At 51.6% G+C, this 23820-nt stretch carries 24 protein-coding genes; 9 read left to right on the top strand and 15 right to left on the bottom strand.

Annotated elements, in window-relative coordinates; genetic code table 11:
• Positions 1-116: 116 nt before the first annotated feature.
• On the top strand, positions 117-1028 hold the full coding sequence (locus L1N82_RS03215) for a LysR family transcriptional regulator (protein ID WP_235285882.1): 912 nt from the start codon (positions 117-119) through the stop codon (positions 1026-1028).
• Here the strand turns inward: L1N82_RS03215 and L1N82_RS03210 are convergent.
• On the bottom strand, positions 1013-1819 hold the full coding sequence (locus L1N82_RS03210) for a carbon-nitrogen family hydrolase (RefSeq protein WP_235285881.1): 807 nt from the start codon (positions 1817-1819) through the stop codon (positions 1013-1015). The two genes, L1N82_RS03215 and L1N82_RS03210, sit on opposite strands and share 16 nt — an antisense overlap.
• Before the next feature lie 123 nt (positions 1820-1942).
• On the opposite strand from L1N82_RS03210, the gene L1N82_RS03205 reads away from it, so the two are divergent.
• Together L1N82_RS03205 and L1N82_RS03200 are read left to right on the top strand one after the other, a co-directional pair.
• A complete protein-coding gene (locus L1N82_RS03205; protein ID WP_235285880.1) occupies positions 1943-2383 on the top strand; it encodes a hypothetical protein in 441 nt (146 codons plus the stop codon).
• 168 nt (positions 2384-2551) lie between these two features.
• On the top strand, positions 2552-3748 hold the full coding sequence (locus L1N82_RS03200) for a pyridoxal phosphate-dependent aminotransferase (RefSeq protein ID WP_268821784.1): 1197 nt from the start codon (positions 2552-2554) through the stop codon (positions 3746-3748).
• A gap of 106 nt (positions 3749-3854) precedes the next feature.
• Here L1N82_RS03200 and L1N82_RS03195 read toward each other — a convergent pair whose 3' ends face one another.
• Positions 3855-4019, bottom strand: a complete 165-nt coding sequence (locus L1N82_RS03195; RefSeq protein ID WP_235285879.1) for a hypothetical protein — start codon at positions 4017-4019, stop codon at positions 3855-3857.
• 142 nt (positions 4020-4161) lie between these two features.
• Here L1N82_RS03195 and proB point away from each other — a divergent pair, with 142 nt between their 5' ends.
• Genes proB through mtnB form a run of 6 tightly spaced genes read left to right on the top strand, consistent with a single transcriptional unit; the run spans position 4162 to position 9979 of the window.
• Positions 4162-5259 carry a glutamate 5-kinase gene (gene proB / locus L1N82_RS03190; RefSeq protein WP_235285878.1) on the top strand — a complete coding sequence of 366 codons (1098 nt, stop codon included), beginning with the start codon at positions 4162-4164 and terminating at the stop codon, positions 5257-5259.
• 20 nt (positions 5260-5279) lie between these two features.
• A complete protein-coding gene (locus L1N82_RS03185; protein ID WP_235285877.1) occupies positions 5280-6527 on the top strand; it encodes a glutamate-5-semialdehyde dehydrogenase in 1248 nt (415 codons plus the stop codon).
• A 17-nt stretch (positions 6528-6544) separates the two neighbouring features.
• Positions 6545-7423: a pyrroline-5-carboxylate reductase gene (gene proC / locus L1N82_RS03180; RefSeq protein WP_235285876.1), complete on the top strand. Its 879-nt coding sequence runs from the start codon at positions 6545-6547 to the stop codon at positions 7421-7423.
• Complete coding sequence (locus L1N82_RS03175; protein ID WP_235285875.1) at positions 7420-8643, top strand: 2,3-diketo-5-methylthiopentyl-1-phosphate enolase; 1224 nt, start codon at positions 7420-7422, stop codon at positions 8641-8643. The genes proC and L1N82_RS03175 overlap by 4 nt, the downstream gene beginning before the upstream one ends.
• Positions 8640-9305, top strand: coding sequence for a 2-hydroxy-3-keto-5-methylthiopentenyl-1-phosphate phosphatase (locus L1N82_RS03170; protein WP_235285874.1), 666 nt, complete (start codon positions 8640-8642; stop codon positions 9303-9305). Before L1N82_RS03175 ends, L1N82_RS03170 begins: the two co-directional genes overlap by 4 nt.
• The gene (mtnB, locus tag L1N82_RS03165; RefSeq protein WP_235285873.1) at positions 9305-9979 is read left to right on the top strand and encodes a methylthioribulose 1-phosphate dehydratase; all 675 of its coding nucleotides are present in this window, start codon (positions 9305-9307) and stop codon (positions 9977-9979) included. The genes L1N82_RS03170 and mtnB overlap by 1 nt, the downstream gene beginning before the upstream one ends.
• 14 nt (positions 9980-9993) lie before the next feature.
• Here the strand turns inward: mtnB and L1N82_RS03160 are convergent, their stop codons facing one another.
• The 13 genes from L1N82_RS03160 to panB form a co-directional block, all read right to left on the bottom strand.
• On the bottom strand, positions 9994-10704 hold the full coding sequence (locus L1N82_RS03160) for a DnaD domain protein (protein WP_235285872.1): 711 nt from the start codon (positions 10702-10704) through the stop codon (positions 9994-9996).
• Between the two features lie 15 nt (positions 10705-10719).
• Positions 10720-11946, bottom strand: coding sequence for an acetate/propionate family kinase (locus L1N82_RS03155; RefSeq protein WP_235285871.1), 1227 nt, complete (start codon positions 11944-11946; stop codon positions 10720-10722).
• On the bottom strand, positions 11943-12815 hold the full coding sequence (locus tag L1N82_RS03150; protein WP_235285870.1) for a 3-hydroxyacyl-CoA dehydrogenase family protein: 873 nt from the start codon (positions 12813-12815) through the stop codon (positions 11943-11945). Before L1N82_RS03150 ends, L1N82_RS03155 begins: the two co-directional genes overlap by 4 nt.
• A 125-nt stretch (positions 12816-12940) precedes the next feature.
• The gene (locus L1N82_RS03145; RefSeq protein ID WP_235285869.1) at positions 12941-14443 is read right to left on the bottom strand and encodes an AAA family ATPase; all 1503 of its coding nucleotides are present in this window, start codon (positions 14441-14443) and stop codon (positions 12941-12943) included.
• Positions 14436-14972 (bottom strand): hypothetical protein, encoded by a 537-nt coding sequence (locus tag L1N82_RS03140; protein WP_235285868.1) that lies wholly within the window; start codon positions 14970-14972, stop codon positions 14436-14438. The genes L1N82_RS03145 and L1N82_RS03140 overlap by 8 nt, the downstream gene beginning before the upstream one ends.
• Positions 14973-15156: 184 nt before the next feature.
• Complete coding sequence (locus L1N82_RS03135; RefSeq protein WP_235285867.1) at positions 15157-15681, bottom strand: cell wall elongation regulator TseB-like domain-containing protein; 525 nt, start codon at positions 15679-15681, stop codon at positions 15157-15159.
• Positions 15678-16982: an amidohydrolase gene (locus L1N82_RS03130; protein ID WP_235286150.1), complete on the bottom strand. Its 1305-nt coding sequence runs from the start codon at positions 16980-16982 to the stop codon at positions 15678-15680. The genes L1N82_RS03135 and L1N82_RS03130 overlap by 4 nt, the downstream gene beginning before the upstream one ends.
• Positions 16963-17622 carry a redox-sensing transcriptional repressor Rex gene (locus L1N82_RS03125; protein WP_235285866.1) on the bottom strand — a complete coding sequence of 220 codons (660 nt, stop codon included), beginning with the start codon at positions 17620-17622 and terminating at the stop codon, positions 16963-16965. Before L1N82_RS03125 ends, L1N82_RS03130 begins: the two co-directional genes overlap by 20 nt.
• On the bottom strand, positions 17623-20499 hold the full coding sequence (gene dinG / locus L1N82_RS03120; RefSeq protein ID WP_235285865.1) for an ATP-dependent DNA helicase DinG: 2877 nt from the start codon (positions 20497-20499) through the stop codon (positions 17623-17625).
• Positions 20500-20513: 14 nt separating this feature from the next.
• Positions 20514-21257: a tetratricopeptide repeat protein gene (locus L1N82_RS03115; RefSeq protein ID WP_235285864.1), complete on the bottom strand. Its 744-nt coding sequence runs from the start codon at positions 21255-21257 to the stop codon at positions 20514-20516.
• A 152-nt stretch (positions 21258-21409) separates the two neighbouring features.
• On the bottom strand, positions 21410-21793 hold the full coding sequence (gene panD / locus L1N82_RS03110) for an aspartate 1-decarboxylase (protein WP_235285863.1): 384 nt from the start codon (positions 21791-21793) through the stop codon (positions 21410-21412).
• A gap of 5 nt (positions 21794-21798) precedes the next feature.
• Positions 21799-22683 carry a pantoate--beta-alanine ligase gene (panC, locus tag L1N82_RS03105; RefSeq protein ID WP_235285862.1) on the bottom strand — a complete coding sequence of 295 codons (885 nt, stop codon included), beginning with the start codon at positions 22681-22683 and terminating at the stop codon, positions 21799-21801.
• Complete coding sequence (panB, locus tag L1N82_RS03100; RefSeq protein WP_235285861.1) at positions 22680-23558, bottom strand: 3-methyl-2-oxobutanoate hydroxymethyltransferase; 879 nt, start codon at positions 23556-23558, stop codon at positions 22680-22682. Before panB ends, panC begins: the two co-directional genes overlap by 4 nt.
• Positions 23559-23820: the final 262 nt, after the last annotated feature.

The following is a 23820-nucleotide window of genomic DNA, read 5'->3' as shown; positions in this document are numbered from 1 at the left end:
ATTTTCTAAATCATTGATCCAAGATATAATATCTATAAGACTAATAGTTATAGCCTATTAACGATCAGATTCTTCCCCTATTACTTCTATACCAAACAAAAGGAGATGCAGCAGCCTTGGAAATACGCCAGCTACAATACGTCGTTCAAATCGCCATGGAAAAAAACTTTTCCAGAGCAGCCGAAAAGCTTCATATCGCCCAGCCTTCCCTCAGCCAGCAGCTTTCAAAGCTGGAGAAGGAAATCGGCGTCATGCTCTTTAGGCGGACAACCAACTCCGTTGAGCTGACACATGCCGGCTCCGTCTTCGTTCAGAAGGCGGAAGGGATACTTGATGCCGTAGAACAGTTAAAGCAAGAGATGGATGACCTGAATCACATGCGAAAAGGCAGGCTCGTTGTGGGGAGCCTGCCGATTACGGGTGCTCATGTGCTTCCGCTAGTGCTGCCAGTCTTCCAGTCCCGTTATCCGGAAATTGAAATTGTGCTGGTCGAGGAAACCTCGGCGAATCTTGAACAGCTGACGGCCAGCGGACAGACCGATCTGTCCCTTCTTTCCCTGCCTCTCCTTGACCCGTCACTGGACTGTGTACCCCTGACCGAAGAAGAAATTCTGCTTGCGCTGCCTCCGCAGCATAGTCTCGCAGGCCAGGAGAATACTTCAGCTGAAGGCATAGCGGTTACCTCACTGGCTGATGAGCCGTTCATTGTACTGAAGAAAGGCCAGGGCTTCCGGCAAATAACGCATGACCTGTGCGCCAAGGCAGGCTTCGAGCCTCGAATCGTATTTGAAACGAGCAACATCGAGACCGTACAATCTCTGGTGGCAGCGGGCATGGGCATTGCATTCGTACCAGCGATGGTAGCCCGTGCGAAGTGGAGCGATTTTGCCCCAGTATACAAGAAGCTCAGCCACTCTCCATCCCGGACGCTGGTCATCGCGAGCCGTCAAGGGAGGTACCTGTCCAAGGCAGCAGAAGCGTTTATTCAGACGATGAAGGAAACCATTGACCTTTATCCTAATTTGTAGAGATCCGGCCGGCGGTCGGTGAAAACGGGAATCCGGCCCCGCACCTCGGCAACAAGCTCAGGATTGATCTCAGCCGTAAGGATTGTCTCTTCCTCTCCCGCCTCGGCGATAATGTCACCCCAAGGATCAATGATCATGGAGTGTCCGAAAAAGGATGTGCTCCCGCTTGTTCCTACACGGTTGCATGCAATGACATACATCTGATTCTCGATGGCTCTGGCAGTCAGTAGTGTACGCCAGTGGTTCAGCCTTGGGTTAGGCCATTCTGCGGGTACTATTAGTATCTTTGCTCCCTGCAGGGCCAGTGTTCTTGCCAGCTCCGGAAAACGGATATCGTAACAAATCATCATGCCCGCCTGCTCGCCGCCCACCTCGGTGCGCCCGAGCTCCCCGCCGGCCTGCAGATGCTTCTCCTCATCCATCAGACAGAACAAGTGAATTTTTGAATATTCACCAGCCTCCGCCCCATCGGGACCAAAGACATGGATGGTATTGTAAACGCCGCCGTCCGCCTTCAGCTCCGCAATGGAGCCTGCCACAATTTGAACCTGATGCTCGCGGCTGAATGCGGACATCATTTCCTTGGTCCGTTGTCCCTCCCGGTCGGCGATTGAGTCAATGATGTCCAGCGCATATCCTGTATTCCACAGCTCTGGCAGCACGATCAGCTGCGGCTTCTCCGGACCGCTGACTGCTTGCTGCAAAAGCTCCTCAACATGCCGGAAGTTCGCTTCCGGATCACCTGCCTGGATATCCATTTGCAGGAGTGCTACTTTTAAACGTTCGGTCATGCCTTCCCCTCCATTCGTCCACAAAACCTTTTTTACTATCTTACCCTGTCATGGTGAGGTGTCAAGCTGGGAACAATATAACGGAAGGTCAACCAATATTTCAGTCAAAGGAGATATGTTCACATGCGAAAACAAGCTGCTGCTATTCTGGCGCTGCTAATGCTTGCATCCCTTTTTGCGTGGCATGCACAGGCAGCCGTGCAGGGAGAGGATATTACATTAAAGCCGGTTCAAATTTTTGATGTAAAGGCAGGTAAAGTTGTACGGACGCTGCCAAACGACGCAGAATACCAGAACATGGCGTCCGGCTGGCTGCGTTCGGCAACCAAGCTTTCCCCGAAAGTAAAGCCCGATGAGAAATGCGGTTTTGTATACCGGGTACCGCTCGACAAGCCTGTCAGCTTAAAGATCGGCAAAACAGAATTCGCCGTTGACGATGTATTTCTCTTCTATTGTCCGGAGAACGACCCGCTGCTGCTCGTCTTTGATGCGGCCAAAAAGCCGTATTTGCTTGAATTTGAAGCAGACCTTAAGCCTTTCCTGAGGAAAACCGCAGCACCTTGATAACCTGCTCCGGTTCATCGGGTCCGGGTATAAGCGCTCTGTGACTATAGTAGCTGCTTATTACGACCGAACCTTTGCTTAAGCGCCCATGTCTCGACAGGCCGGGATGTACATGCTACATTAGGAATATTCTGTTCCGAACCGGAAGATATGGAGTGTTGCCAAACCATGAACCATAATCATTCACGCATCACGATTGAGCCCGCCCACCGGATGCAGGAACTGCCGACGCAGTTTTTTGCCCGCCTGGTCAGTAAAGCGGCGGCCCGCTTGGCTGAAGGCCATGACGTAATAAACCTGGGACAAGGAAACCCCGACAAGCCGACGCCGCCTCATATCGTAGCTAAGCTGCAGGAAGCAGCGGCCAACCCGCTTTATCATAAATATCCGCCATTTAGCGGTTATGCGTTCCTTAAAGAGGCGGTTGCCGCCAGATATAAGGAAGACTATAATGTCGATCTTGATCCTGCTACTGAGGTCGCCATTCTGTTTGGCGGCAAGACAGGACTCGTAGAAATCAGTCAATGTCTGCTCAATCCCGGTGACTTGTGCCTTGTACCGGATCCCGGGTACCCGGATTACTGGTCGGGTGTTTCGCTTGCCGGTGCTCATATGTCATTTATGCCGCTAACGGCAGACAATGATTTCCTGCCGGATTACAGCCGGATTCCTGCGCCTGTTGCAGACAAGGCCAAGCTGATGTTTATCAACTATCCGAATAACCCTACCGGTGCCGTGGCCAGCAGCAGCTTCTATGAAGAAACAGTCCGCTTCGCTGAGCGGCATAATATCGTGGTGTCCAGTGATTTTGCATACGGCGGCATCGGATTTGACGGACAAAGGCCGGTCAGCTTCCTCCAGACACCTGGAGCCAAGGAAGTTGGCCTGGAGTTTTATACACTGTCAAAGAGTTATAATATGGCCGGCTGGCGCGTCGGCTTTGCATTAGGCAATGCCAAGCTGATCAGCCTGATCAACCTTATCCAGGATCATTACTACTGCAGCCTCTTCGGCGGCATTCAGGAAGCGGCCGCACTTGCCCTTACAGGATCTCAGGACAGTGTCCACAGCCTGTCCGCCATGTATGAGCAGCGCCGCAATGCTCTGTTTGACGCACTTAGCGGGATCGGCTGGAAAGCAGTCAAGCCAGGCGGCTCCTTCTTCTGCTGGCTGCCTGTACCTGACGGCTACACATCTGAATCCTTCTCTGACCTCCTGCTGAAAGAGGCCAACGTGGTCCTTGCTCCAGGAGTAGGGTTTGGCACGCATGGCGAAGGCTATGTAAGGCTGGGGCTACTGGCGGATGAGGCCCGTCTTCAGGAGGCTGTCCGGCGAATTGGTGCTCTCGGGCTGTTCGGGAGCTGATCACGGAATGCGTATATAGGGCTTCCACAGGGGCAGCCTGCCTTACTTTACAGCCCTTGCCGATCATGGTATTCTTACGTTAGATGTCACAATCGAACATACAACGTTATGACGGGACCAGTACGTTTGGATCCTCGCGCTCAGAGAACGGATTCCCCGGCTGCAAGAATCCGTCGCGAACCCTTACCGAACCCACCCCTGAACGGCCGGTGATGAACCGGACAGTGCCTGCTGTTATCAGGTCATGGAGCAGGATGATCATTAGCATCATCAACAAAAGGTGGTACCGCGGAAGCCAGACTTTCGTCCTTTACACAGGATGAAAGTCTTTTTTTGTCGCCCGGCAGCCCTGCTTCCCCCCAGGCGGAAGGCTTACTGTGGCGAACGCAGCCTAGGAAGGAACTGGAATCATTATGGAAGAACGCATTGTTATCAAAATTGGCAGCAGCTCGTTAACCTCTGAAGAAGGAGGGCTGAACCGTGACCAAATTGCCTACTTCGCTGCTGAGCTGTCAGCTCTTCATCAGGCAGGGCATCCGCTTCTCCTTGTCACCTCTGGTGCAGTTGCTGCCGGCTTTAGACGAATCGGGTATGCCGCCCGTCCCAAGCTGGTACACGAAAAGCAGGCTGCCGCTGCTGTCGGGCAGGCGCTGCTCATGCAGGCTTATCAGGAAGCCTTCGCATCGAGCGGGATAGGTGTTGCGCAGCTGCTTCTAACGAGGGCTGATTTCTCAAATCGCAGGCGGATTCAGAACGCGCTGATGACCATTGAGGAGCTTCTTAGTCAGCGGGTGCTTCCTATTATTAATGAGAATGACACGGTCGCAACAGATGAGTTGAAATTCGGCGATAATGATACGCTCTCCGCACTGGTTGGCAATCTGGTGAGAGCCCGGCAGCTGATGATCCTGACAGATATGGACGGCTTATATACGGCAGACCCCCGCAAGGATGCCAGCGCCGTGCGAATTGCCAGGGTTGAACAAATATCGGAGGACATCATGGCCATTGCAGGCGGGGCTGGCTCTGCCGTAGGTACAGGCGGCATGCGTTCCAAGATTGAAGCAGCACGCATTGCGATGCGCGGCGGAGTTTCAACCTTTATCGGGCGCGCATCTGAGCCGGGTGATCTGCTATCCGCCGTACGGGGCAGCGGAAAAGGCACTTATTTTGATACATCCCTGCACAGCCTCTCTGTCAAGAAACAGTGGCTTGGCTTCCACTCTACCCCGCGCGGTAAAATTAGGATTGACGAAGGCGCTGTAACCGCACTTACCGTACGCGGCAAGAGTCTCCTGCCTGCAGGCATTCAAGTGGTAGAAGGCGAATTTCACCCGGGAGATGTGGTTGAGGTCATGGACCCTTCCGGGAATGTTATCGGGCGCGGGGTCGTTAATTATGAATCTTGGCAAATCCAGGCTGTTGCCGGTCTTGGCACTGACGAGGTTGCAAGGCGGGTAGAAGTCGCACGCATCGAGGTCATCCACAGGGACGAATGGGTAACGTTATAAACTTGACTGGAGGTAGTCGTATGAGCGAAGTAAAGGATAAAGCAGCGCTTGCACGCAAAGCTGCTGCCCTCATGAACAGCTTAACTACGCAAGAGAAGGATAACGCGCTGCTGCGTATGGCTGATGCGTTAATCGCGAATCAGGAGAGTATTATAGAAGCTAACGAGGAAGACCTTGAACGGGGACGCAGCGGCGGCACCAGCGAATCTCTGCTTGACCGGCTAAAGTTGACCGAAGACCGGATCAAGGGCATTGCTGAAGGATTAAGGCAGATTGTCGAGCTGCCGGACCCTGTCGGCGACAAGCTGGAAGCCTTTAAACGGCCTAACGGGCTGCATATTGAGAAAATCAGAGTTCCGCTCGGGGTTATTGGCATGATTTACGAGGCCAGGCCCAACGTCACCGTTGATGCAGCCGGACTATGTCTAAAGACAGGCAATGCGGTTGTTCTTCGCGGCGGCTCTGCTGCGATTGCTTCCAACAAGCAAATCGTGGAGGTTCTGCGAAGGGCGATAGCTGATACGAAGATGCCGCCCGATGCCCTGCAGCTGATTGAAGATTCAGATCGCCGCTCAGTCGACGAAATGCTTAAGCTGAACGGGCTCCTTGATGTCGTGATTCCAAGAGGCGGCGCCTCCTTGATCCGCAATGTTGTTGAGAATGCCACCGTCCCTGTTATCGAAACGGGGGCCGGAATCTGTCATACTTATCTTGATGAGTCCGCTGAGCCGGCTATGGCTTCTAATATAGCTGTTAATGCCAAGGCGCAGCGCCCTTCTGTCTGCAACGCTATGGAAACACTGCTCGTACACCGCTCCTTCGCTCAAAACCATCTGCAGAGCATTGCCGGCAGACTCCGAGAAGCTGGCGTTGAGCTCCGCGGTTGCGAAGCCGTCCGGACCCTGCTGCCCGAGACAGCTGATGCTCCGGCGCCCGAGTATGATCATGAATATAATGATTATATTCTGAATATCCGTATCGTTGACAGTCTGGATGATGCGCTCGCTCACATCCGCCAATACGGCACTATGCATTCAGAGTGCATTGTCACTGAGGACGCGGAACATGCAGCCCGTTTTATGCAGGAGGTAGACGCGGCAGCTGTTTATCACAATGCCTCCACCCGCTTTACGGACGGCTTTGAGTTTGGCTTTGGCGCCGAAATCGGCATCAGTACACAGAAACTCCACGCACGGGGGCCAATGGGCCTTCCAGCACTTACTTCAACCAAGTACCGGATCTACGGAACCGGCCAAATACGCGGATAAAGGGGATTTTAAATGCCATGAAAGAACAGCTCACCAAGGTTACAGCACCTATCCGGAATAAACGCTTCTGCTTCTACGGTGCGGGATCGATGGCTGAAGCCATACTGAGAGGCATAGTTGAACAAGGCCTAGCGGAAGCAGGCCAGATCAGCGTTATCAACCGTTCGGACGAGCAGCGGCTTGCCGAGCTGAACAGTAGTTACGGTGTGGTAATCCCAACGGGCCGGGAAGATAAAGATCAGCTTCTTGCAGAAGCAGATATTCTGTTCCTCTGCATGAAACCCAAAGACGCTGAAGAGGCACTCGGCAGGCTGGCGGGTCTGTCCAAGGAAGGTCAGCTGATTATATCCGTCATTGCCGGTCTGTCAACCGAGACGATCGAACGGTTAATCGGAAAAGCGCTGCCTATCGTTCGTACCATGCCGAACACCTCCTCCACGATTGGACTCGGAGCTACTGCTCTCTGCTTTAATAACCAAGTAACTGAAGAACAGAAGCAATTGTCTGTAGATATCTTCCAGGCTGTCGGGATTACAACAATAATTGAGGAATCAATGATCGATTCGGTCACCGGCTTATCGGGCAGCGGACCCGCTTATATTTATTATGTCATGGAAGCTATGATGCAGGCCGGCATTGATCTGGGCCTGTCGCCGGAGTCTTCCCGAGAATTGACGATTCAGACGGTACTCGGCGCAGCCTCGATGGTTCATCAGACGGGAGAAGAGCCTTCCGTACTGCGTCGGAAGGTATCATCACCTAACGGCACAACGCAAGCAGCTATAGAGGTCATGGATCGGCATGACTTTACTTCCACTATAATCAAAGCGGTACGGCGTTCAGCCGAACGGGCCAGAGAGATGGGCGCCGAGCTGGAGAGGAGCACAACGCGATGAATGGATACTGCAGAGCGGTCTACCGCTGTTTCGATGACAAGGCGGATTTTCAGAAGAAGGCACAGTCAATCGCTGTCGGATTGACTGTGGGAAGCTGGACTGAGCTGCCTGAAGCGCAGAAGGCACATATGGAGAAGCATCTCGGCAAGGTTGTGTCTGTGAGCGAGTATGAAGGAAATGCCTCTGCCACCGGTGAACGATACGCAGATATCGTTATTGACTATCCGGATATAAATTTCAGCCGTGACATCCCTGCCCTTCTGGTCACGATCTTTGGCAAGCTGTCCATGGACGGCCGGATCAAGCTGATTGATATCGATGTATCAGACAACTTCCTGTCGGCATTCCCGGGGCCCAAATTCGGACTCCCGGGTGTACGCCAGCAGCTCGGCATAACAGACCGGCCGCTGCTGATGAGCATCTTTAAATCCGTTATCGGGCATGACCTGAACGGTTTGCAGGAGCAATTTTACCAGCAGGCTCTCGGCGGTGTCGATTTGATCAAGGATGATGAAATTCTGTTCGAGAATCCTCTTACCCCTCTGGAAAAGCGTGTAGAGGTCTGCATGGAGGCTGCTGCCAAGGCAAAGGCTGAGACCGGCCAAAAGCTGCTGTATGCCGTGAATATTACAGGCCCTACCTCCTTAATTGCCTCCAATGCCAAGAAGGCGATTAAGGCTGGCGCCAATGCCCTGCTGTTCAATGTACTCGCCTATGGCTATGATGTGCTGGCCGAGCTCAGCCGTGATCCCGAGATCCATGTGCCGATTGCCGCTCACCCGGCCATGGCCGGCGCCTTCTACCCTTCTCCACATTATGGCATTGCCGCTCCGGTCCTGTTGGGTAAGCTGATGAGAATCGCCGGTGCGGATCTCGTCCTGTTCCCTTCACCTTACGGGTCAGTGGTCATGCCGAAGGAAGAGAACATGGCCGTAAGAGACGCCCTGCTTGATCCGGATCTGCGCATTAAGACCAGCTTTCCTGTGCCATCGGCCGGTATTCACCCCGGGCTTGTCCCTCTCATTTTGCGGGATTTTGGCAGCGACGTAGTCGTGAACGCAGGCGGGGGAATCCACGGCCATCCAATGGGAACCGCTGCAGGCGGACAAGCCTTCCGTCAGGCTATCCAGGCTTCACTTAATGGAGTCCCGCTGCGCGATTACGCTGCAAAACATCCAGAGCTTGCTGCGGCAATAGCCGCGTGGGGGGTAAAAGAATGAGCAGAACATCACGCAGCAAGGTCATTTTCTGTGATTTTGACGGTACCATCACGGTAAACGATAATATTGTCGCAATCATTAAGCATTTTAACCCGGAGGGTTGGGAGGCTATTGTCGATGATATTGTAGGTGAACGTAAGTCAATCCGCCAAGGAGTCGGAGAGCTGTTCCGGCTCCTTCCCGCCTCCCGCAGAAAGGAAGTTGTCGAATTTGCTATCAGCAATGCGCAAATTCGTGAAGGCTTTAGTGAACTGCTTCGCTTCTGCAAGTACCAATCCATTGACTTCTATGTAACCAGCGGAGGCATTGATTTCTTCGTTTATCCGCTTCTCCAGCCGTTCGACATTCCGGAAGATCACATCTTCTGTAATGGCAGCAGCTTCGAGGGCAGCCAAATTGAAATTTTATGGCCGCATCCTTGCGACCACGAGTGTTCCAATGAATGCGGCATGTGTAAAACCACCATCATGCGCCGCTTCCCCGCTGATCAATACGAGCGGATCCTGATTGGTGACAGTGTGACGGATTTCGAAGGCGCGAAAATTGCCGATATGGTCTTTGCGCGTTCCCATCTGATCGAGAAATGCCGGGAGCTAGGGGTCTCTTACACCCCGTTCGAAACCTTTCATGATGTTATCGACGAGCTGGAGGAGAGAGTGTAATGAGTCTAAACTTCCATGATATCTCAACTGAGGATAAGCAGCGCGCATTAACTGAGCTGCGAGAAGTTAAGGCATTGTTTGCGGCACGCAACTGGTTCCCCGGGACTAGCGGAAACTTGTCTATCCGTGTCGGTGACTATGAACCGGACAGCTTCCACTTTGCAATCACGGCAAGCGGCAAGGATAAGTCCGTACATACGCCCGAGGATTTTTTGTTCGTCGATCAAAATGGCAAACCGTGTGAGACGACCCGGCTGAAGCCTTCGGCCGAAACACTGATTCACTGTGAGCTTTACCGCCTTACAGGCTGTGGCGCTATCTTTCACACCCACACTGTTTTCAACAATGTCGTATCGGAATGGTTCTGGGAGCGCGGCTCCATACCGGTAGATGGCGTCGAATTGATAAAGGCATTTAATATCTGGGAGGAAGAAGCCCATATTGACATCCCGCTAATACCCAACTATGCGGATATTCCTAAGATTGTACCGGAAGTCACGAAGCGTTTTGACCCGCGTGTTCCAGGTATCATGCTTCGGAAGCATGGGATATATGCTTGGGGTGCGAATGCGTTTGAGGCCAAACGGCATCTTGAAGCGTTCGAATTCCTCTTCGAATATGTATACCGCTGGGAGCTGCTTAAACAGGCAAAGCCCAATATAAGAAAAAGCTGAGACGCTTATGCGTCTCAGCTTTTTTTGTTACTGCTGCTGCGGAACCGGTTCGCGTGGGCGCGGGCTTCCTCGCTGTTGGTTACCCGGTTGCGGCTCCACTCCAGTAAGATACGGTCTATGTACCGAAAATGCAGCTTTCCTGCAAACACGGCCTCCTTGAGGGCGAATCGGACAAGCTCCTCCGGGTAACGGTCGGCATCGAGCCATCCGCTGATCGTTTCGAGCTCCATCGGAGACAGCGGCCTGCCAAATTCCTGCTCGAACAAGGAGAACAAATTAATGTCAGGCGGCTGGGACGGAGATGTATAGCTCCTATCCCTGGACTCCAACTCCTGGGCTGCTGAGCCGGCCCTTGAAGGGTGATCTGTTACCCATTCTGCAGCCTTCACGATCCACCCGTTCCAGTTGTACGTCTCGGATTGTATACCCGATACCGGATCTATATATTCGTCAATTGCAAGAAATCCTTCCTTCATCAAACGCTGTACATGCTGACCGACAGCCTTGGCACTCAGACCCATTCGCTCACCGAGCTGCTCCAGAGTCGGAAATTCAATGTTCTCGGCCTGCTTGAAAGCAGCGATATGAATGAGCAGCATGGCATCCGTATCATTGAGCCCAATGGCCCTGTAAGACCGCAGCAGAACGGCCGGCATAAATACGCCGCCCCCCGACATAGCTGCAGTCATGCCGTGAACAAAGGCGTCCCGGTTTCCGTCCTTCATGCTGTCACTCCCCGGTTAGATTTCGTTAATTCCCTGCTTCTCCTGCTCAAGGACAAGACGATACGTATCACGGGCTATAATCAGCTCTTCGTTGGTTGGAACAACCATAACCTTCGTGCGGGAATCAGGAGCCGAAATGATACGAGCCTGCTTGGAGCGCTGCTTGTTCAGTTCAGGATCTAGCTTGACTCCAAAATAAGACAAACCGCTGCATACCGCTTCACGCAGCTGTACGGAGTTCTCACCTACACCGGCCGTGAAGACTAGCACATCAAGCCCGTCCATTGCCGCTACGTAGGAGCCAATGTACTTGCGTACACGATACGTATACATATCGAAGGCAAGCTTGGCATTACGGTCTCCCTCTTCCATAGATTCAACTATTTCGCGCATGTCACTGCTGATACCCGAGATCGCCATCAGACCGGAGTGCTTATTCAGCATGGAGTTCACTTCGCTCAGCGTCAAGTCTTCCTTATTCATGGTGAACGGTACGATAGCCGGATCAAGATCACCGCTGCGCGTGCCCATCATGAGGCCTTCAAGAGGTGTAAGACCCATACTGGTATCGACGGATTTGCCGCCCATAATGGCCGTACAACTGGCGCCATTACCGATATGACAGGTTACCATTTTAAGCTCCTCGAGCGGCTTGCCAAGAAGCTCAGCGGCCTGTTGGCTCACGTAGTTATGGGAAGTGCCATGGAAGCCGTAACGGCGGATTTTGTGGCGGCGGTACAGTACCATAGGGATTGGGTAGAGGTAAGCCTCTGGGGGCATCGATTGATGAAACGCCGTGTCGAATACAACTGCCTGCGGTATTTCAGGCAGGTTGGTGTCAACAGCGTTAATTCCCATCATATGAGCCGGGTTATGAAGGGGTGCCAGATCGAACAGGTTACGAATCTCAAGCTTCACGTCTTGGTCTACCAGAACAGATTCCTTGAAGGTTTCGCCTCCATGTACGACTCGATGTCCAACGGCATCGATTTCGTCCATGGAACGGATGACGCCATGCTCTGGATGCACTAATAGATCGATAACCCGCTTCACTGCTGTTACATGGTCAAGAATTTCACTCACATCTTTGACCTCAGGCTTGTCTGTCGGCTCATGTGTAACGATCGATGAATCCATTCCGATCCGCTCTACCCGGCCACTGGCCAGAACGCTTTCGTTGGTCATATCAAAGAGCTGGTATTTCAGCGAGGAGCTGCCAGCGTTAATGACAAGTACTCTCATGTGCGGTCCCCATCCTTATCATATTTAAAGAATCCAATTCCTGTCTTTACACCCAGATGGCCCGCGCGAACCATCTTCTTAAGAACGATGGATGGGCGGTATTTCAACTCACCGTATTCACGGAACATCCGTTCAAGAGCCGCGAGGACGGCATCCAGACCAAACCGGTCGGCCATCTCAAAAGGACCATGCTGGAATGAATAACCTACGCGCATCGCATTATCAATATCTTCGGCGGAAGCAACGCCTTCCTCAAGCACATGCAGTGCCTCGTTAATGAACAGACAAATTAACCGGGTCGTAATGAAGCCCGGCGATTCAAACACCATGACACTCTTCTTATTAATAACGTCTTCTACAAAATGCTTGATGCTGCCAAAGGTTTCGTCGGATGTTTGCAGTCCGCGTACTATTTCAACAAGATCAATTTTGTAAGCAGGATAAATAAAATGCATACCGACAACCCGCTGCGGGTTGGATGTATGGCTTGCCAGCTCAGTCAAGCTGAGGGTAGAGGTGTTGCTCGCCAATATTACGTTCGGGTTGCAGTGCTGGTCAAGCTGTTCAAAAATCTTCTTCTTGGCTTCAAGATCCTCGGTGATTGTTTCGATAATTATCTCGCAGTCACACATTTCCGCCAAGCTGTTAACCGGTTTGATCCGGCTGAGTACCAGCTTTTTCTCTGCTTGGGTAAGCGCCCACTTCTCTATTTGTTTATCGAGGCTGAGCTCGATTTGCTGCATTGAGCTTTTCATTTGCTCCGGCGTTTTCTCCAAAACTTCGACATCCAGGCCCTTGAATGCCAGCATTTCCGCAATCCCTTGACCCATTGTTCCTACTCCAACTACTCCTACTTTCCTGATTGCCATGGATGCTCACCTTCTCTATTTGTATTTTCAGTTGTCGCAAACCCACTATATTATACATTACCTGATCATGAAAAAAGAAGGCGTCCAGGTGGACATCCTTCTTAATTCATGAAAATGTCGAAAAATTAAGCGCTTTTAGAGCCATTATTGTATTGCATAAGTACCCGGAACTGATCGCCTGACAAGGTTTCATCCTTCAGAAGAATGGCGAGCGAGCCGTCAAACACAGGGCGGTAGCTCTCCAGCAGCCTTCTCGTGCGTTCCATCAAATCGTCCAGTATACGACCAGACACCTTAGAGAGTGCTTCTGGAGTAACCATGTTTCTATCTACTATACCCATTTCCGTCAATCCTGATTCGGCCATATTACGCACGATGGCCATCGCCTGTTCAAAATCGCCGCGGGAGCCTGTGCTTCTGTTGCCGTAGAACATTTCCTCAGCGGCTGCCCCGCCGAGTGCGATCATGATTTGATCTTCCATGTAAGGCTTCGTATAGAGATACTGGTCATCCTGCGGATTATGGCGTACATAACCGAGCGCCTGCCCCCTTGGCGACAAGGCCACAGTTGATACACTGCCCGGACGGACAGCTTCTGCAGCTATCGCATGACCCAGTTCATGAATAGCTACCCGCTCCTGCTCTTCCTTCGTCGCTTCACGATCTGTCTTCTCACCCATCATAACCTTATCGATAGCCATGCTGAGATGCTGCTGCCTGATCTTCTCCTGCTTGTCCCGCATGGCATAAATCGCAGCCTCGTTCATTACACTCTCCAGCTGTGCGCCTGAGAAGTTGAACGACTCCTCTGCAATCTTATCCAGGTTGACGTTATCGTCAAGAGGCTTGTTCTTGGCATGAATCTTAAGGATATGTGCACGGCCCTTCTTATCTGGCAGGTCCACGCCGATATGACGGTCAAAACGACCTGGACGTAGAAGTGCGCTGTCGAGCATTTCCTTGCGGTTCGTGGCTGCGATGATAAGAATTCTAGGCGATTCAGTTGAATGAATGCCGTCCATTTCAGTGAGCAGCTGATTAAGCGTCTGATCATATTCCCGATGCTGGCCGCCATCACGCTTACCGCCAATAACATCAATTTCGTCAATAAAGATAACGGCGTTGTTCTTCCCGCTCTTCACAGCCTTCTGTCGTGCTTCCTTAAATATATCACGGATCCGGCTGGCACCCACGCCCACATACATTTCCACAAACTCACTGCCAGAAGCAGCCACATAAACGGAATCCGAATAATGTGCCGCAGCCTTGGCTAGCAGCGTCTTGCCTGTTCCCGGCGGGCCGGTAAGAAGGATACCCTTAAGCGGGCGGATACCGAACTTTGCAATCTCCTCTGGCTTGACAATGAAATCCAGAGCCTCAATTAGCTCCTGCTTCGCCCTCTCTTGTCCGCCGATCTGTTCGAAGGACAGTGGAGTCATTTGGCGGACAGAGCTCTTCTTCGAGCCATGAGCAGCGGCTACGTTGCCGCGTGTCCGTGCAACATAGAAGAGCGCACCGATTACACCTGCTGCCAGCAGAAGAGGCAGTATATTCACACCAGTCATATACAGGAATATAAGTAATACCGGTAAAAAACCAATCGCTATCTCTTTACCATATTTAAGCATTCGGCCATACCCCCATCTTCGCCGGGATTCGAGGCAGAATCACAAACTTTGACTCCCCCGATTGTTCAAGTGTTATATATACATTGGTATCATCCATCGAAGTTACAACATCAAGGCCGTCATATTTATCCATCCATTTAGCAGCTGCTTCTGGTATACTCGCGTATAGCTGGTTATCCATCGCTTGAGCCACCTCAAACAAGACGGAAGACCAAATCTTCTCCAGCTCAGCAGAAGGCTTCTGATCAATATCAAGCTTCAACTCTTTATTGCCGATTATATCAGAACCCTGCTTCTTAATTTCTTGATAAACGGACATTAGATCACTGCCGCTCTCAAGCTTCAGCTTAACAGTGACGGAATCCCGGTCAATTACGGGCTCGTATACCTCCACACCCTGGATTGAATCTAAGGACTCCATGAAAGGTCTTTCCACAGCAAAACTCTGATATGAGAACCATCCTCCGAACAACACAGCGCCAGACAGCAGTACGGTCAGGAGTATAGGCAGCGGACGTAATTTATTCATACAAAAAAGCCCCCTTTCAAGGACGATTGATATATTATCGTATAGCACCTTTGCTATAAGAGAGTATATCATAAAACATGTCCGAATAGGGGGCTGAAATAAAAGGCAGATATGAAAACTTTCTAATGCATGGTTAGGAAAACGTTAGAGTGTTTATATAATTTGCTTGTTCGTTGCTTATAATTCAACTCGAGTACTTGTTGGTAAGCCGGAACTGGATAATAGGTGAGCCGTCGGTAAAGGAAAAAAATTCGTAGTAATACCGCTTAGGCTCCTCCGGCAAGCTATAATAGGCTTCCCATATCTTCTGGCCGTTGTACAGTCCGGGCCTGATCCGGATAATCTCCGCTTCCGGTCTGGCCGCCAGCAGCTTCGACTTTATCTGATGCTCCGTTACGCCTAGAGTTTCCGGAACAACATCAGCCTTGCCATCCGTAACCCAGACCATTACCTTCTGTCCATCATGAGCCGAGCCTCTCACAACCCATACCACTTCATCCCATACAAACTTCTCTGTTTCACTGATATCAGTCAATTGAGCTGCATCCACTGCTATACGCTCGGCTGCACGCTCCTCCCGCCTTATATCCGACTGTACCCACTGATAATATAAATTTAGCAGCAGCAATATCAGAATGGTCGCTAGCGAGCCGAGTATAGCCCACCGTCCCGGAGTCATGAAACGGGTCGCCGAAGAGCTGGATCTCATACCTTATTGGTCAGCCTTTCAAAACAGCGCTGAGCTTCGGCTATAATTTTCTCTTCATCAAGCAGTACTGCTTTCCGATCCTTCAGGACTTGTACACCATCCACCCACACATGACGCACATCTCTGCCGCTTGCCGCATATACCAGATGGGAGACAATGTCCGTCCGCGGGTAAAAATGAGGCTGATCCAGGTCAAGTGCGATCATATCTGCCTTCATTCCGACCTGCAGCATTCCGATTTGATCCTGCTGCCAGATAGCCCTTGCTCCGTAAACCGTACCCAGACGAAGAGCCTCCATTGCCGGTACGGCAGTTGGATCGCCTGTGACACCTTTGTGAATTAGGGCAGCAAGCCGTATTTCATCAAAGATATCCAGATTATTATTGCTGGCCGCCCCATCAGTGCCGAGCGACACCGTTACACCCGATTTCAACAATTCAGGTACCCGGGCAATACCGCTGGCGAGCTTCAAATTACTGGCCGCATTATGAGAAACTGCTACTCCGCGTTCGGCGAGCAGCGCAATTTCATCATCCTGGAGATGTACGGCATGTGCAACCAGCGATGGTCTGGAGAACAACCCGAGCTTATCCAGATGCTCAACAGGCCTGCAGCCGTAATCGCGCACGTTTTGTTCTACTTCGGCTGCCGTTTCAGACATATGGGTATGCAGCGGTACATCCAAATCGTGCGCAGCCTGTACAATTTGTTCAATATAGGAAGGAGGGCATGTATATGGCGCATGCGGGGACATCATCGTCATGATACGGCCGTCAGCCTTGCCATTCCACTCCTGGACGAAACGGACCGCCTCTTCGAGCTTGGCGCGCTGAACATCCTCCGGGCACAAGCCAATCACGCCGCGGGTAAGGACAGCACGCATCCCTGATTTCTGAACGACCTTTGCAACCTCATTCATATGATCATACATATCAACAAATGCCGTCGTCCCGCTCTTGAGCATTTCGAGGGCTGACAGTGCGCTTCCCCAATAAACGTCCTGGTCCGTAAAATTGCCCTCCATCGGCCAAATCTTCGTTTGCAGCCAATCCTGCAGCACCATATCATCTGCGTAACCGCGGAGAAGAGACATTGCCGCATGCCCATGCGTATTGATTAGCCCCGGCATGAACACCAAGCCGCTTCCCGATATGCGGGTTGCGCCTTCTGCCAGCTTGCCAGGGTGTTCTGCGCCTATGTATACAATTCGGTCGTTTTCCACGACCAGATGTCCCTTCACGACTGGCTCCTGGGATGCCATGGTTACGAAAATTCCGCCCTCAATCCACCACTTTGTCATCGTCATTATGATCCGCTCCATTTTCCAGATAGTAAGCCAAGCTCAGCAGCTCCGTTGTAAAATCAGCATGGTGTATGCGTACCAGCTCAGGCACTTTCAAAATAGCAGGGGCAAAGTTTAATATTCCCTCAACCCCCGCTGCAACCAGCTTATCCGCAACATTCTGCGCTTCAACAGCCGGAACGGTTATAATACCGATCCGGATGCCAAGCGACTCAACTGTTGTTTTGAGGTGCTCCATATCCAGCACCGTCATATTATTAATCCTGCTGCCGATCTTAGCCGGATGGGCATCAAACACGGCCACAATTTTCATATTATCCTTGATGTACATATTATAATTGCACAACGCCTGCCCAAGGTTACCCGCTCCAACCAAAGCTACATTAAGCTGTTGATCCAGCTTTAGGATCTGGCGGATCTTTTCGATCAGGTAAGACACCTCATAGCCTATTCCCTTGCGTCCGAACTCACCAAAATAGGCAAGGTCTTTACGGATTTGGGCCGGGTTAAGGTCCAGTCTTTGTCCGAGATCCTGCGAAGAGACTGTCTGTATTTCACTGCGCTGCAGATCATTCAGAACATGTAAATATATCGGGAGTCTGCGTACAACCGCTTCCGATATTTTCGCCTGCTTCAACTACTCCGCCCCCTCTTCAATCGCTTGCGGGGCCCCAAGCCATTCGCGGATTCGAGGCACAATCTGGTCCAGATGCATGTGCTCGATTTTGGGTCCCGGAAGTGAGTACAGAAAATATTTTCCATAATACGTTTCAATAACACGTGTATCAAAGATAAGCACAATCCCCTTATCCTGCGCTGTCCGCACGAGCCGCCCAAAGCCCTGCTTGAAACGAATTACGGCTTGCGGGATCGACAGCTTCATGAACGGATTCTGTTTTTCCTGCTGCAGAATCTCCGACTTGGCTTCTACCAGCGGGTGATTCGGCGGCTGAAACGGAAGCCTGACGATCGCCAGACAGCTCAGCGCTTCTCCCGGGATGTCAACCCCTTCCCAGAAGCTGCTTGTGCCAAGCAGAATTGAGGCAGACTGCTGCTGAAATCTGCGCGTCAGCTTGCTTCTGCTCCCGCTGTCCACACCCTGCCCAAGAACCTGTATCCCCGACCCTGCCAAGGCATCCTTAAGCGGTTCGTAAGCCTGCTTCAGCATCCGGTATGAAGTAAACAGCACCAGCATACGTCCATTTGTCTCACGTGCTGCGGCCGCCAAGGAAGCAACCAGAGCACCCACAAATTGTGGATCACCTGAGGCTCCCTTCAGGCTGGGGAAGTTACGGGGAATGCAGACAAGGGCCTGTTCCCTGTAATTAAACGGTGACGGCAGCTGAACAGTTACAAGCCTTCCTTGATCAGCGTAAGAATCCAGCCCGAACTGCTCGCATACATACTGGAACGATTTCTGGACGGACAAGGTTGCCGAAGTCATGATAACGCTTTGCTTCGGTTCGAACAGATACTGCTTCAGCTGACTGCTGACATCTGCCGGTACGGCATGAAGCTGTACCGATTTTGCCCGGAAATTAGTATTTGCTTCCAGCCAGTAGACAGTTCCCTTCTCTTCAAGGCGCATAAAATTATGCACGCCGTCCCGGATCCGCGCTAGATCCTTCAGACTTCCATTCATATCCGTGATCAGAGACTGAATCCCCGGATCATCTACATGCTCCTTGATATCGGAAACCAGCTTATCAACCGAGCGAACGATTTCGTTAAGCCCGGCATAAACATTCGATTCGGCTGTCTGGGCAAAATGCCACTCTTCCGGGAGTCCGTCTGGCTTAAGACGCAGCACAGTCTGGCCATTCTCGATGTTGTTATCGCGCGTTGCGGCCGCAAAACCGAAGAGCATATCGAACAGCTGATCCCAATTCTCCCGGATTTCTCCGAATACCGGAACAGCCGCGTCGATCTTTTCTGTCCATTCCTGTACCCGCTCATCACCCTCGGCAGCAAGCTTGTACTTAAGCTGAAGCAGCATGCCGGTTCGCGAGTCCTTACAAATCCGCTGCAGCGGATTCAGCAGTCCGAAGTAAGATAACTGCAGCCCGAGATGTTTACCCGCCACATCCTCCAAATGATGGGCCTCATCAATAATTAGATGCCCATAGGTCGGCAGCAGCCGATGATCAGCCCGAATGTCCGTGAAGAGCATAGAATGATTGGTAATGACAACATCGGCTAGATTGGCTTCATTCTTCGCACGGTGATAAAAGCAGCGTTTAAACCAAGGACAGGAACGATTCAGACAGGAATCCGCATCGCTTGACACCGTATCCCAAAAATCACCACCGCGGTTGCTGAAGTTCAGCTCTTCCTGATCACCATGCTCGGTTTCACCGAGCCAGACAATCATTTGTGCAGCTGTAATCCGGTCTTCACTTGGAGAGATGAAGTCCTGCATGTTTATTTTGCCTTCAAACTTGCGCAGGCACATGTAGTTGCTGCGTCCCTTGAAGACAGCTGCCTTGAAAGGAAAGGGAAGCACTCTCTGGAGCAGCGGCACATCCCGCTCTCTCAGCTGCTCCTGCAGGTTAATGGTATGCGTGCTTACGACTATCTTCTCCTCCTGCTGGACACCATAAAACAAGGAAGGAATCAAATAACCGAGTGACTTGCCCGTACCTGTACCCGCTTCTATCATGAGATGCTTGTCTCCCGACAGGGCATTGTAAACCTCGTGGAACATCTGCTCCTGCGCTTCTCGCTGCTCATAACCGGGAACATGCTCCGCAAAGGCTTCCTTAACCTGGGACAGGTAGGCATCAAAATCCATCCCCCGGATCTGTTCAAGGCTCTCCTCATCATCATACCTGGGGGGAAGCTCCTCTGTCCAATCACCGACCTTCAGAGCAAACTGCCGAAAATAAGCGAAAGCGTCCTGATCGACGGCGATTTCGCTTTCTTTTCGTATCAGCGCCTGCTGGATAAACCATCCGAGGTCATCCTCGGTTTGAAAGAATGAGGCCAATCGCTGAAGTGTTAGCAGAGGCAAATCGTAGAGCTTCTCGACACATGACCGAAAAATAACGGCTGTCGCCATCGCATCACTGTCGGCCTGATGATGCCGTTCATGCTCGATGCCAAAAGCCTCTGAGACGGCACCTAGCTGGTAGGTTGTCAGACCCGGGTACAGTATCCTGAGCAGATCCAGCGTATCAAGCCGCCGGCCGACAAAAGGCATATAGCCGCAGCGATCGAGGGAATTATTCAAGAAACCGGCATCAAATCCGACATTATGGGCAACCAGGATTGCATCGTCAAGCCTCGGGATCATCTCCATCAGCACTTCATCGAGCTCACGAGCATCCGCCACATCTTCATCGGTAATACCGGTTAATTGGGTAATAAAAGGAGGGATCGGTATGCGCGGCCGGACAAAGGAGACATACGTTTCCGTAACCTCAAGCTCCTCATCCAGCAGCACAAGACCGACCTGAATAATATCATCATCGGCACCGTGGCCTGTCGTTTCCAAATCCAAAACAGCAAATTTCATCCGGTTCGTTCCTCTCACATACAGCTGAGCTCGGCACTGCCGAAATATAACGACAATTTGCCTGTATTTTTCTTGCAGCTGTTCAAATTGCTGGCCGCGCCCGAAAAGGACGGGTCCGCATCGTAAGCGAGCCGGAAATAGGCTTCCGCTTGCTCGATATTCGCTCTGACTGCCTGTATGCAGCCCAGAGCATTGTAGCCGAGTGCCTTCCACTTGGGATGACTGGTCCACTTGACGATCAGCTGGAACAGCTGTTCCGCCTCTTCCCATTCCTCCAGATGCATGTGGGACATGGCTAGATATAATCTGGCGGTTACCGAATCCGGACAGATTCGAACCGTCCGGCGAAAATGCGGGACTGCCTCCTTGAACATGAACAGCTTGAAATACCCCTGGCCGATGTTCAGGCTGCGTCCCGCTTCCTCAGTTACCGCCTCGTGAGCCGGATACGGCTGCTTGGCGCATAAGGCCGGAAGCCATTCAGCAGACGCTTCAGTCTGCATGGCTGCAGTTTTTGTAGAGGTCTCGGCAGTCCCGGGAGCAGTTGTCTGCTCTTTGTCTGCACTGCTCTGACGGAGAAAGGCAAGCTTCTCTTCCACCTGCAGCCATCCATCAATAATGGTATCACTCATCGTTTGAAGAATCTTCATTTGTTCCTGCATTTCCTTCTGCTTCGCTTCTTGTGCATTCGGATAAGAGATCATGATTTCATCAAGAAGCTCGTTCATGACGGCAAACACATGCTGAAGCAACTGCACGCACCCCACCTTCACGAATAGACTAGACCTGGCAGCGACATGTCTCTTCGCTGCGGGGACTATGCTCATTCTTTGTTAAGCAGGCTGCTTCTATACGAGGTGCAAGCCGCTACAGCATCCATGTTAAGGGACTTCAGATGCAGAGGGTGTTATTACAGAATGGTTGCATGTTTCTCTTCTGTCATGGTCTTCACCGGTTGGTTGGACGCATCCAGAATAACAACCTTCGGCTTGTTCTTGCGCGCTTCCTCTTCCGTCATCATCCCGTACGAAATAATAATCACAAGATCTCCCGGCTGAACATGTCTGGCTGCGGCACCGTTTAAACAGATAACACCTGAACCGCGCTTCCCGGGAATGACGTAGGTTTCCAGACGCTGGCCATTATTGTTATTTACGATCTGTACTTTCTCGTTGGCCCAGATATCCGCAAGCTCCATTAAATCCTCATCGATGGTAATGCTGCCAACATAGTTAAGATTCGCCTCTGTCACCGTCGCCCGGTGCAGCTTGGATTTCATCATAGTCCGAAACATGGTGTTCATCTCCCTTTTACGGTATAAATACGGTTATCTATCAATCGGGTCGCACCAAACTTAACAGCCAGTGCCGCTATATAGCGGAATCCAGGCGGCAGATCCCCCAATGGGATATCCTGCCTGGAATCCTCTAGGTCCGGGAAGGTCAAAATTTCAACATAATCTATCTCGGCGAGCGGACTTCGTCTGATTAGTTCTGACATCCGCTGTCTAATCTCGCCTGCCGTCAAATCAGGGTCGGCAAACCATTGCTCCGCCTGCTGCAGGGACTGATACAACGCAACAGCTTGCGTCCTCTCCTCCGGAGATAAGTATACATTACGGGAGCTCATAGCGAGGCCATCCGGCTCGCGTACGATTGGACAGGCCACGATCTTCACCGGTATATTCAAGTCCTCCACCATACGCTCAATGACAGCGACTTGCTGAGCATCCTTCTGGCCAAAATAAGCGGCATCAGGCTGAACGAGGTGGAACAGCTTGCTGACAACTGTACCCACACCGTCGAAATGGCCAGGCCTTGAAGCCCCGCACAGCTTGTCAGTCAAACCGCTTATCATCACCTTCGTCAACACCGGCCTTGGGTACATCTCCTCTACGGAAGGCATAAACAAAATGTCCGTTCCAGCTTTCTCAGCCAGCTTGGCATCTCGTTCAGGATCCCTAGGATACCGCTCAAAGTCTTCATTCGGGCCAAACTGCAGGGGATTAACAAAGATGCTTACTACGATAAGCTGATGCTCGTCTGCAGCACGCCGGATAAGGCTCTCATGCCCTTCATGCAGGAACCCCATTGTCGGCACGAACCCTATGCTTCCGCCCGGATGGTTCTGTTTCCATTCCCGCAGTGTTCTACGAAGTTCTGTTATTGTGTTACAACGCTTCATTTAGGCACGTACTCCTTCTTGTCCGTACTACCGCTCCCATATACCGGCACAGACCCTTGCTCCTGTCCGGACGAGAAGCTGTGTTCTTCCATAGGAAACGTGCGGTTCTTGACATCCTGGACAAATTCGCCGATGGCCTGGCGGACAGTTGTGCCGATGTCTGCGTAGGTTTTGACAAACTTCTTCGCACGGTATGGCGATGCGTACTGGAGTAGATCATGGTAGACAAGCACCTGACCGTCGCAGCCTGCTCCCGCGCCAATACCAATTGTGGGAATGGAAAGCTCCTTGGAAATTTGGGCTGCCACCTGATCGGTAACCAGCTCGAGCACAAGAGCAAATACTCCAGCTTTCTCCAGCGCCTTGGCATCTTCGATAAGCCTGCTGATCTCTTCCGGCATCTTGCCGTGTACCTTATAGCTTCCAATCTGGTTAATAGACTGTGGTGTCAGCCCGATATGACCCATTACCGGAATACCGGATCTCACCAGCGTCTCGATCTCATCTGCGAGATCGGCGCCGCCTTCCATTTTAACCGCCTGGACCCCGCCTTCCTGCATCAGTCTTGCCGCGTTACGCAGAGTTGCCTCTTTCCCCAGTCTGTAGGTGGCAAAGGGAAGATCCGCAACGATGAAGGTATTAGCCGCTCCGCGTGCAACCGCCCGTGAATGGTACACCATATCGTCCAATGTTACAGGAATGGTCGTATCATAGCCCAGCACGACATTGCCCAGTGAATCACCAACGAGCAGTACATCAATGCCAGCCTCTTCAGCAAGCTTAGCGGATGGATAATCATATGCCGTGAGTACGGAAATCGGATTTCCGTCCTTCTTCATTTTCTTCAGCTTGGTCACGCTTAGGGCATGCTTCATCGTCAACGTCTCCTTCTGGCACGAACAAACGTAAAAAAACCTTTCAGCGAGCCGCCAAAAAGGTTTCAGAGTCCAAAAAGAAACATCCATTGACTGCGAGCTTCCTTCTGTCTCGGTCCTTGCGGCTCAGAGCAGAATGCGCTTATCTGAACGAACGTTTATCCATGTCTTTACAAATTTTTTTGGAAAATTGGCCAAGAGTGCAGCTTCCATCAGGAATACCGCCTCAATTACAACCCAGTATAGCAAAAAAAAAGTTTGC

The organism is Paenibacillus tarimensis, from assembly GCF_021532315.1.
GTDB classification, from domain to species: Bacteria; Bacillota; Bacilli; order Paenibacillales; family Paenibacillaceae; genus Paenibacillus_I; species Paenibacillus_I tarimensis.
The sequence above is the reverse complement of the archived record's forward strand: the minus strand, read 5'-3'. Positions and strand labels throughout refer to the sequence as shown.

What these genes read in the sequence shown, in the direction of transcription:
- L1N82_RS03145 (WP_235285869.1), bottom strand. Translation starts at nt 14,443, where the DNA reads ATGCTTAAATATGGTAAAGAGATAGCGATTGGTTTTTTACCGGTATTA.
- L1N82_RS03140 (WP_235285868.1), bottom strand. Translation starts at nt 14,972, where the DNA reads ATGAATAAATTACGTCCGCTGCCTATACTCCTGACCGTACTGCTGTCT.
- L1N82_RS03175 (WP_235285875.1), top strand. Translation starts at nt 7,420, where the DNA reads ATGAATGGATACTGCAGAGCGGTCTACCGCTGTTTCGATGACAAGGCG.
- L1N82_RS03150 (WP_235285870.1), bottom strand. Translation starts at nt 12,815, where the DNA reads ATGGCAATCAGGAAAGTAGGAGTAGTTGGAGTAGGAACAATGGGTCAA.
- L1N82_RS03170 (WP_235285874.1), top strand. Translation starts at nt 8,640, where the DNA reads ATGAGCAGAACATCACGCAGCAAGGTCATTTTCTGTGATTTTGACGGT.
- dinG (WP_235285865.1), bottom strand. Translation starts at nt 20,499, where the DNA reads ATGAAATTTGCTGTTTTGGATTTGGAAACGACAGGCCACGGTGCCGAT.
- L1N82_RS03195 (WP_235285879.1), bottom strand. Translation starts at nt 4,019, where the DNA reads ATGATGCTAATGATCATCCTGCTCCATGACCTGATAACAGCAGGCACT.
- proB (WP_235285878.1), top strand. Translation starts at nt 4,162, where the DNA reads ATGGAAGAACGCATTGTTATCAAAATTGGCAGCAGCTCGTTAACCTCT.
- L1N82_RS03130 (WP_235286150.1), bottom strand. Translation starts at nt 16,982, where the DNA reads ATGACAAAGTGGTGGATTGAGGGCGGAATTTTCGTAACCATGGCATCC.
- L1N82_RS03135 (WP_235285867.1), bottom strand. Translation starts at nt 15,681, where the DNA reads ATGAGATCCAGCTCTTCGGCGACCCGTTTCATGACTCCGGGACGGTGG.
- L1N82_RS03200 (WP_268821784.1), top strand. Translation starts at nt 2,552, where the DNA reads ATGAACCATAATCATTCACGCATCACGATTGAGCCCGCCCACCGGATG.
- panC (WP_235285862.1), bottom strand. Translation starts at nt 22,683, where the DNA reads ATGAAGCGTTGTAACACAATAACAGAACTTCGTAGAACACTGCGGGAA.
- proC (WP_235285876.1), top strand. Translation starts at nt 6,545, where the DNA reads ATGAAAGAACAGCTCACCAAGGTTACAGCACCTATCCGGAATAAACGC.
- L1N82_RS03210 (WP_235285881.1), bottom strand. Translation starts at nt 1,819, where the DNA reads ATGACCGAACGTTTAAAAGTAGCACTCCTGCAAATGGATATCCAGGCA.
- mtnB (WP_235285873.1), top strand. Translation starts at nt 9,305, where the DNA reads ATGAGTCTAAACTTCCATGATATCTCAACTGAGGATAAGCAGCGCGCA.
- L1N82_RS03205 (WP_235285880.1), top strand. Translation starts at nt 1,943, where the DNA reads ATGCGAAAACAAGCTGCTGCTATTCTGGCGCTGCTAATGCTTGCATCC.
- L1N82_RS03160 (WP_235285872.1), bottom strand. Translation starts at nt 10,704, where the DNA reads ATGAAGGACGGAAACCGGGACGCCTTTGTTCACGGCATGACTGCAGCT.
- panB (WP_235285861.1), bottom strand. Translation starts at nt 23,558, where the DNA reads ATGAAGCATGCCCTAAGCGTGACCAAGCTGAAGAAAATGAAGAAGGAC.
- L1N82_RS03155 (WP_235285871.1), bottom strand. Translation starts at nt 11,946, where the DNA reads ATGAGAGTACTTGTCATTAACGCTGGCAGCTCCTCGCTGAAATACCAG.
- panD (WP_235285863.1), bottom strand. Translation starts at nt 21,793, where the DNA reads ATGTTTCGGACTATGATGAAATCCAAGCTGCACCGGGCGACGGTGACA.
- L1N82_RS03185 (WP_235285877.1), top strand. Translation starts at nt 5,280, where the DNA reads ATGAGCGAAGTAAAGGATAAAGCAGCGCTTGCACGCAAAGCTGCTGCC.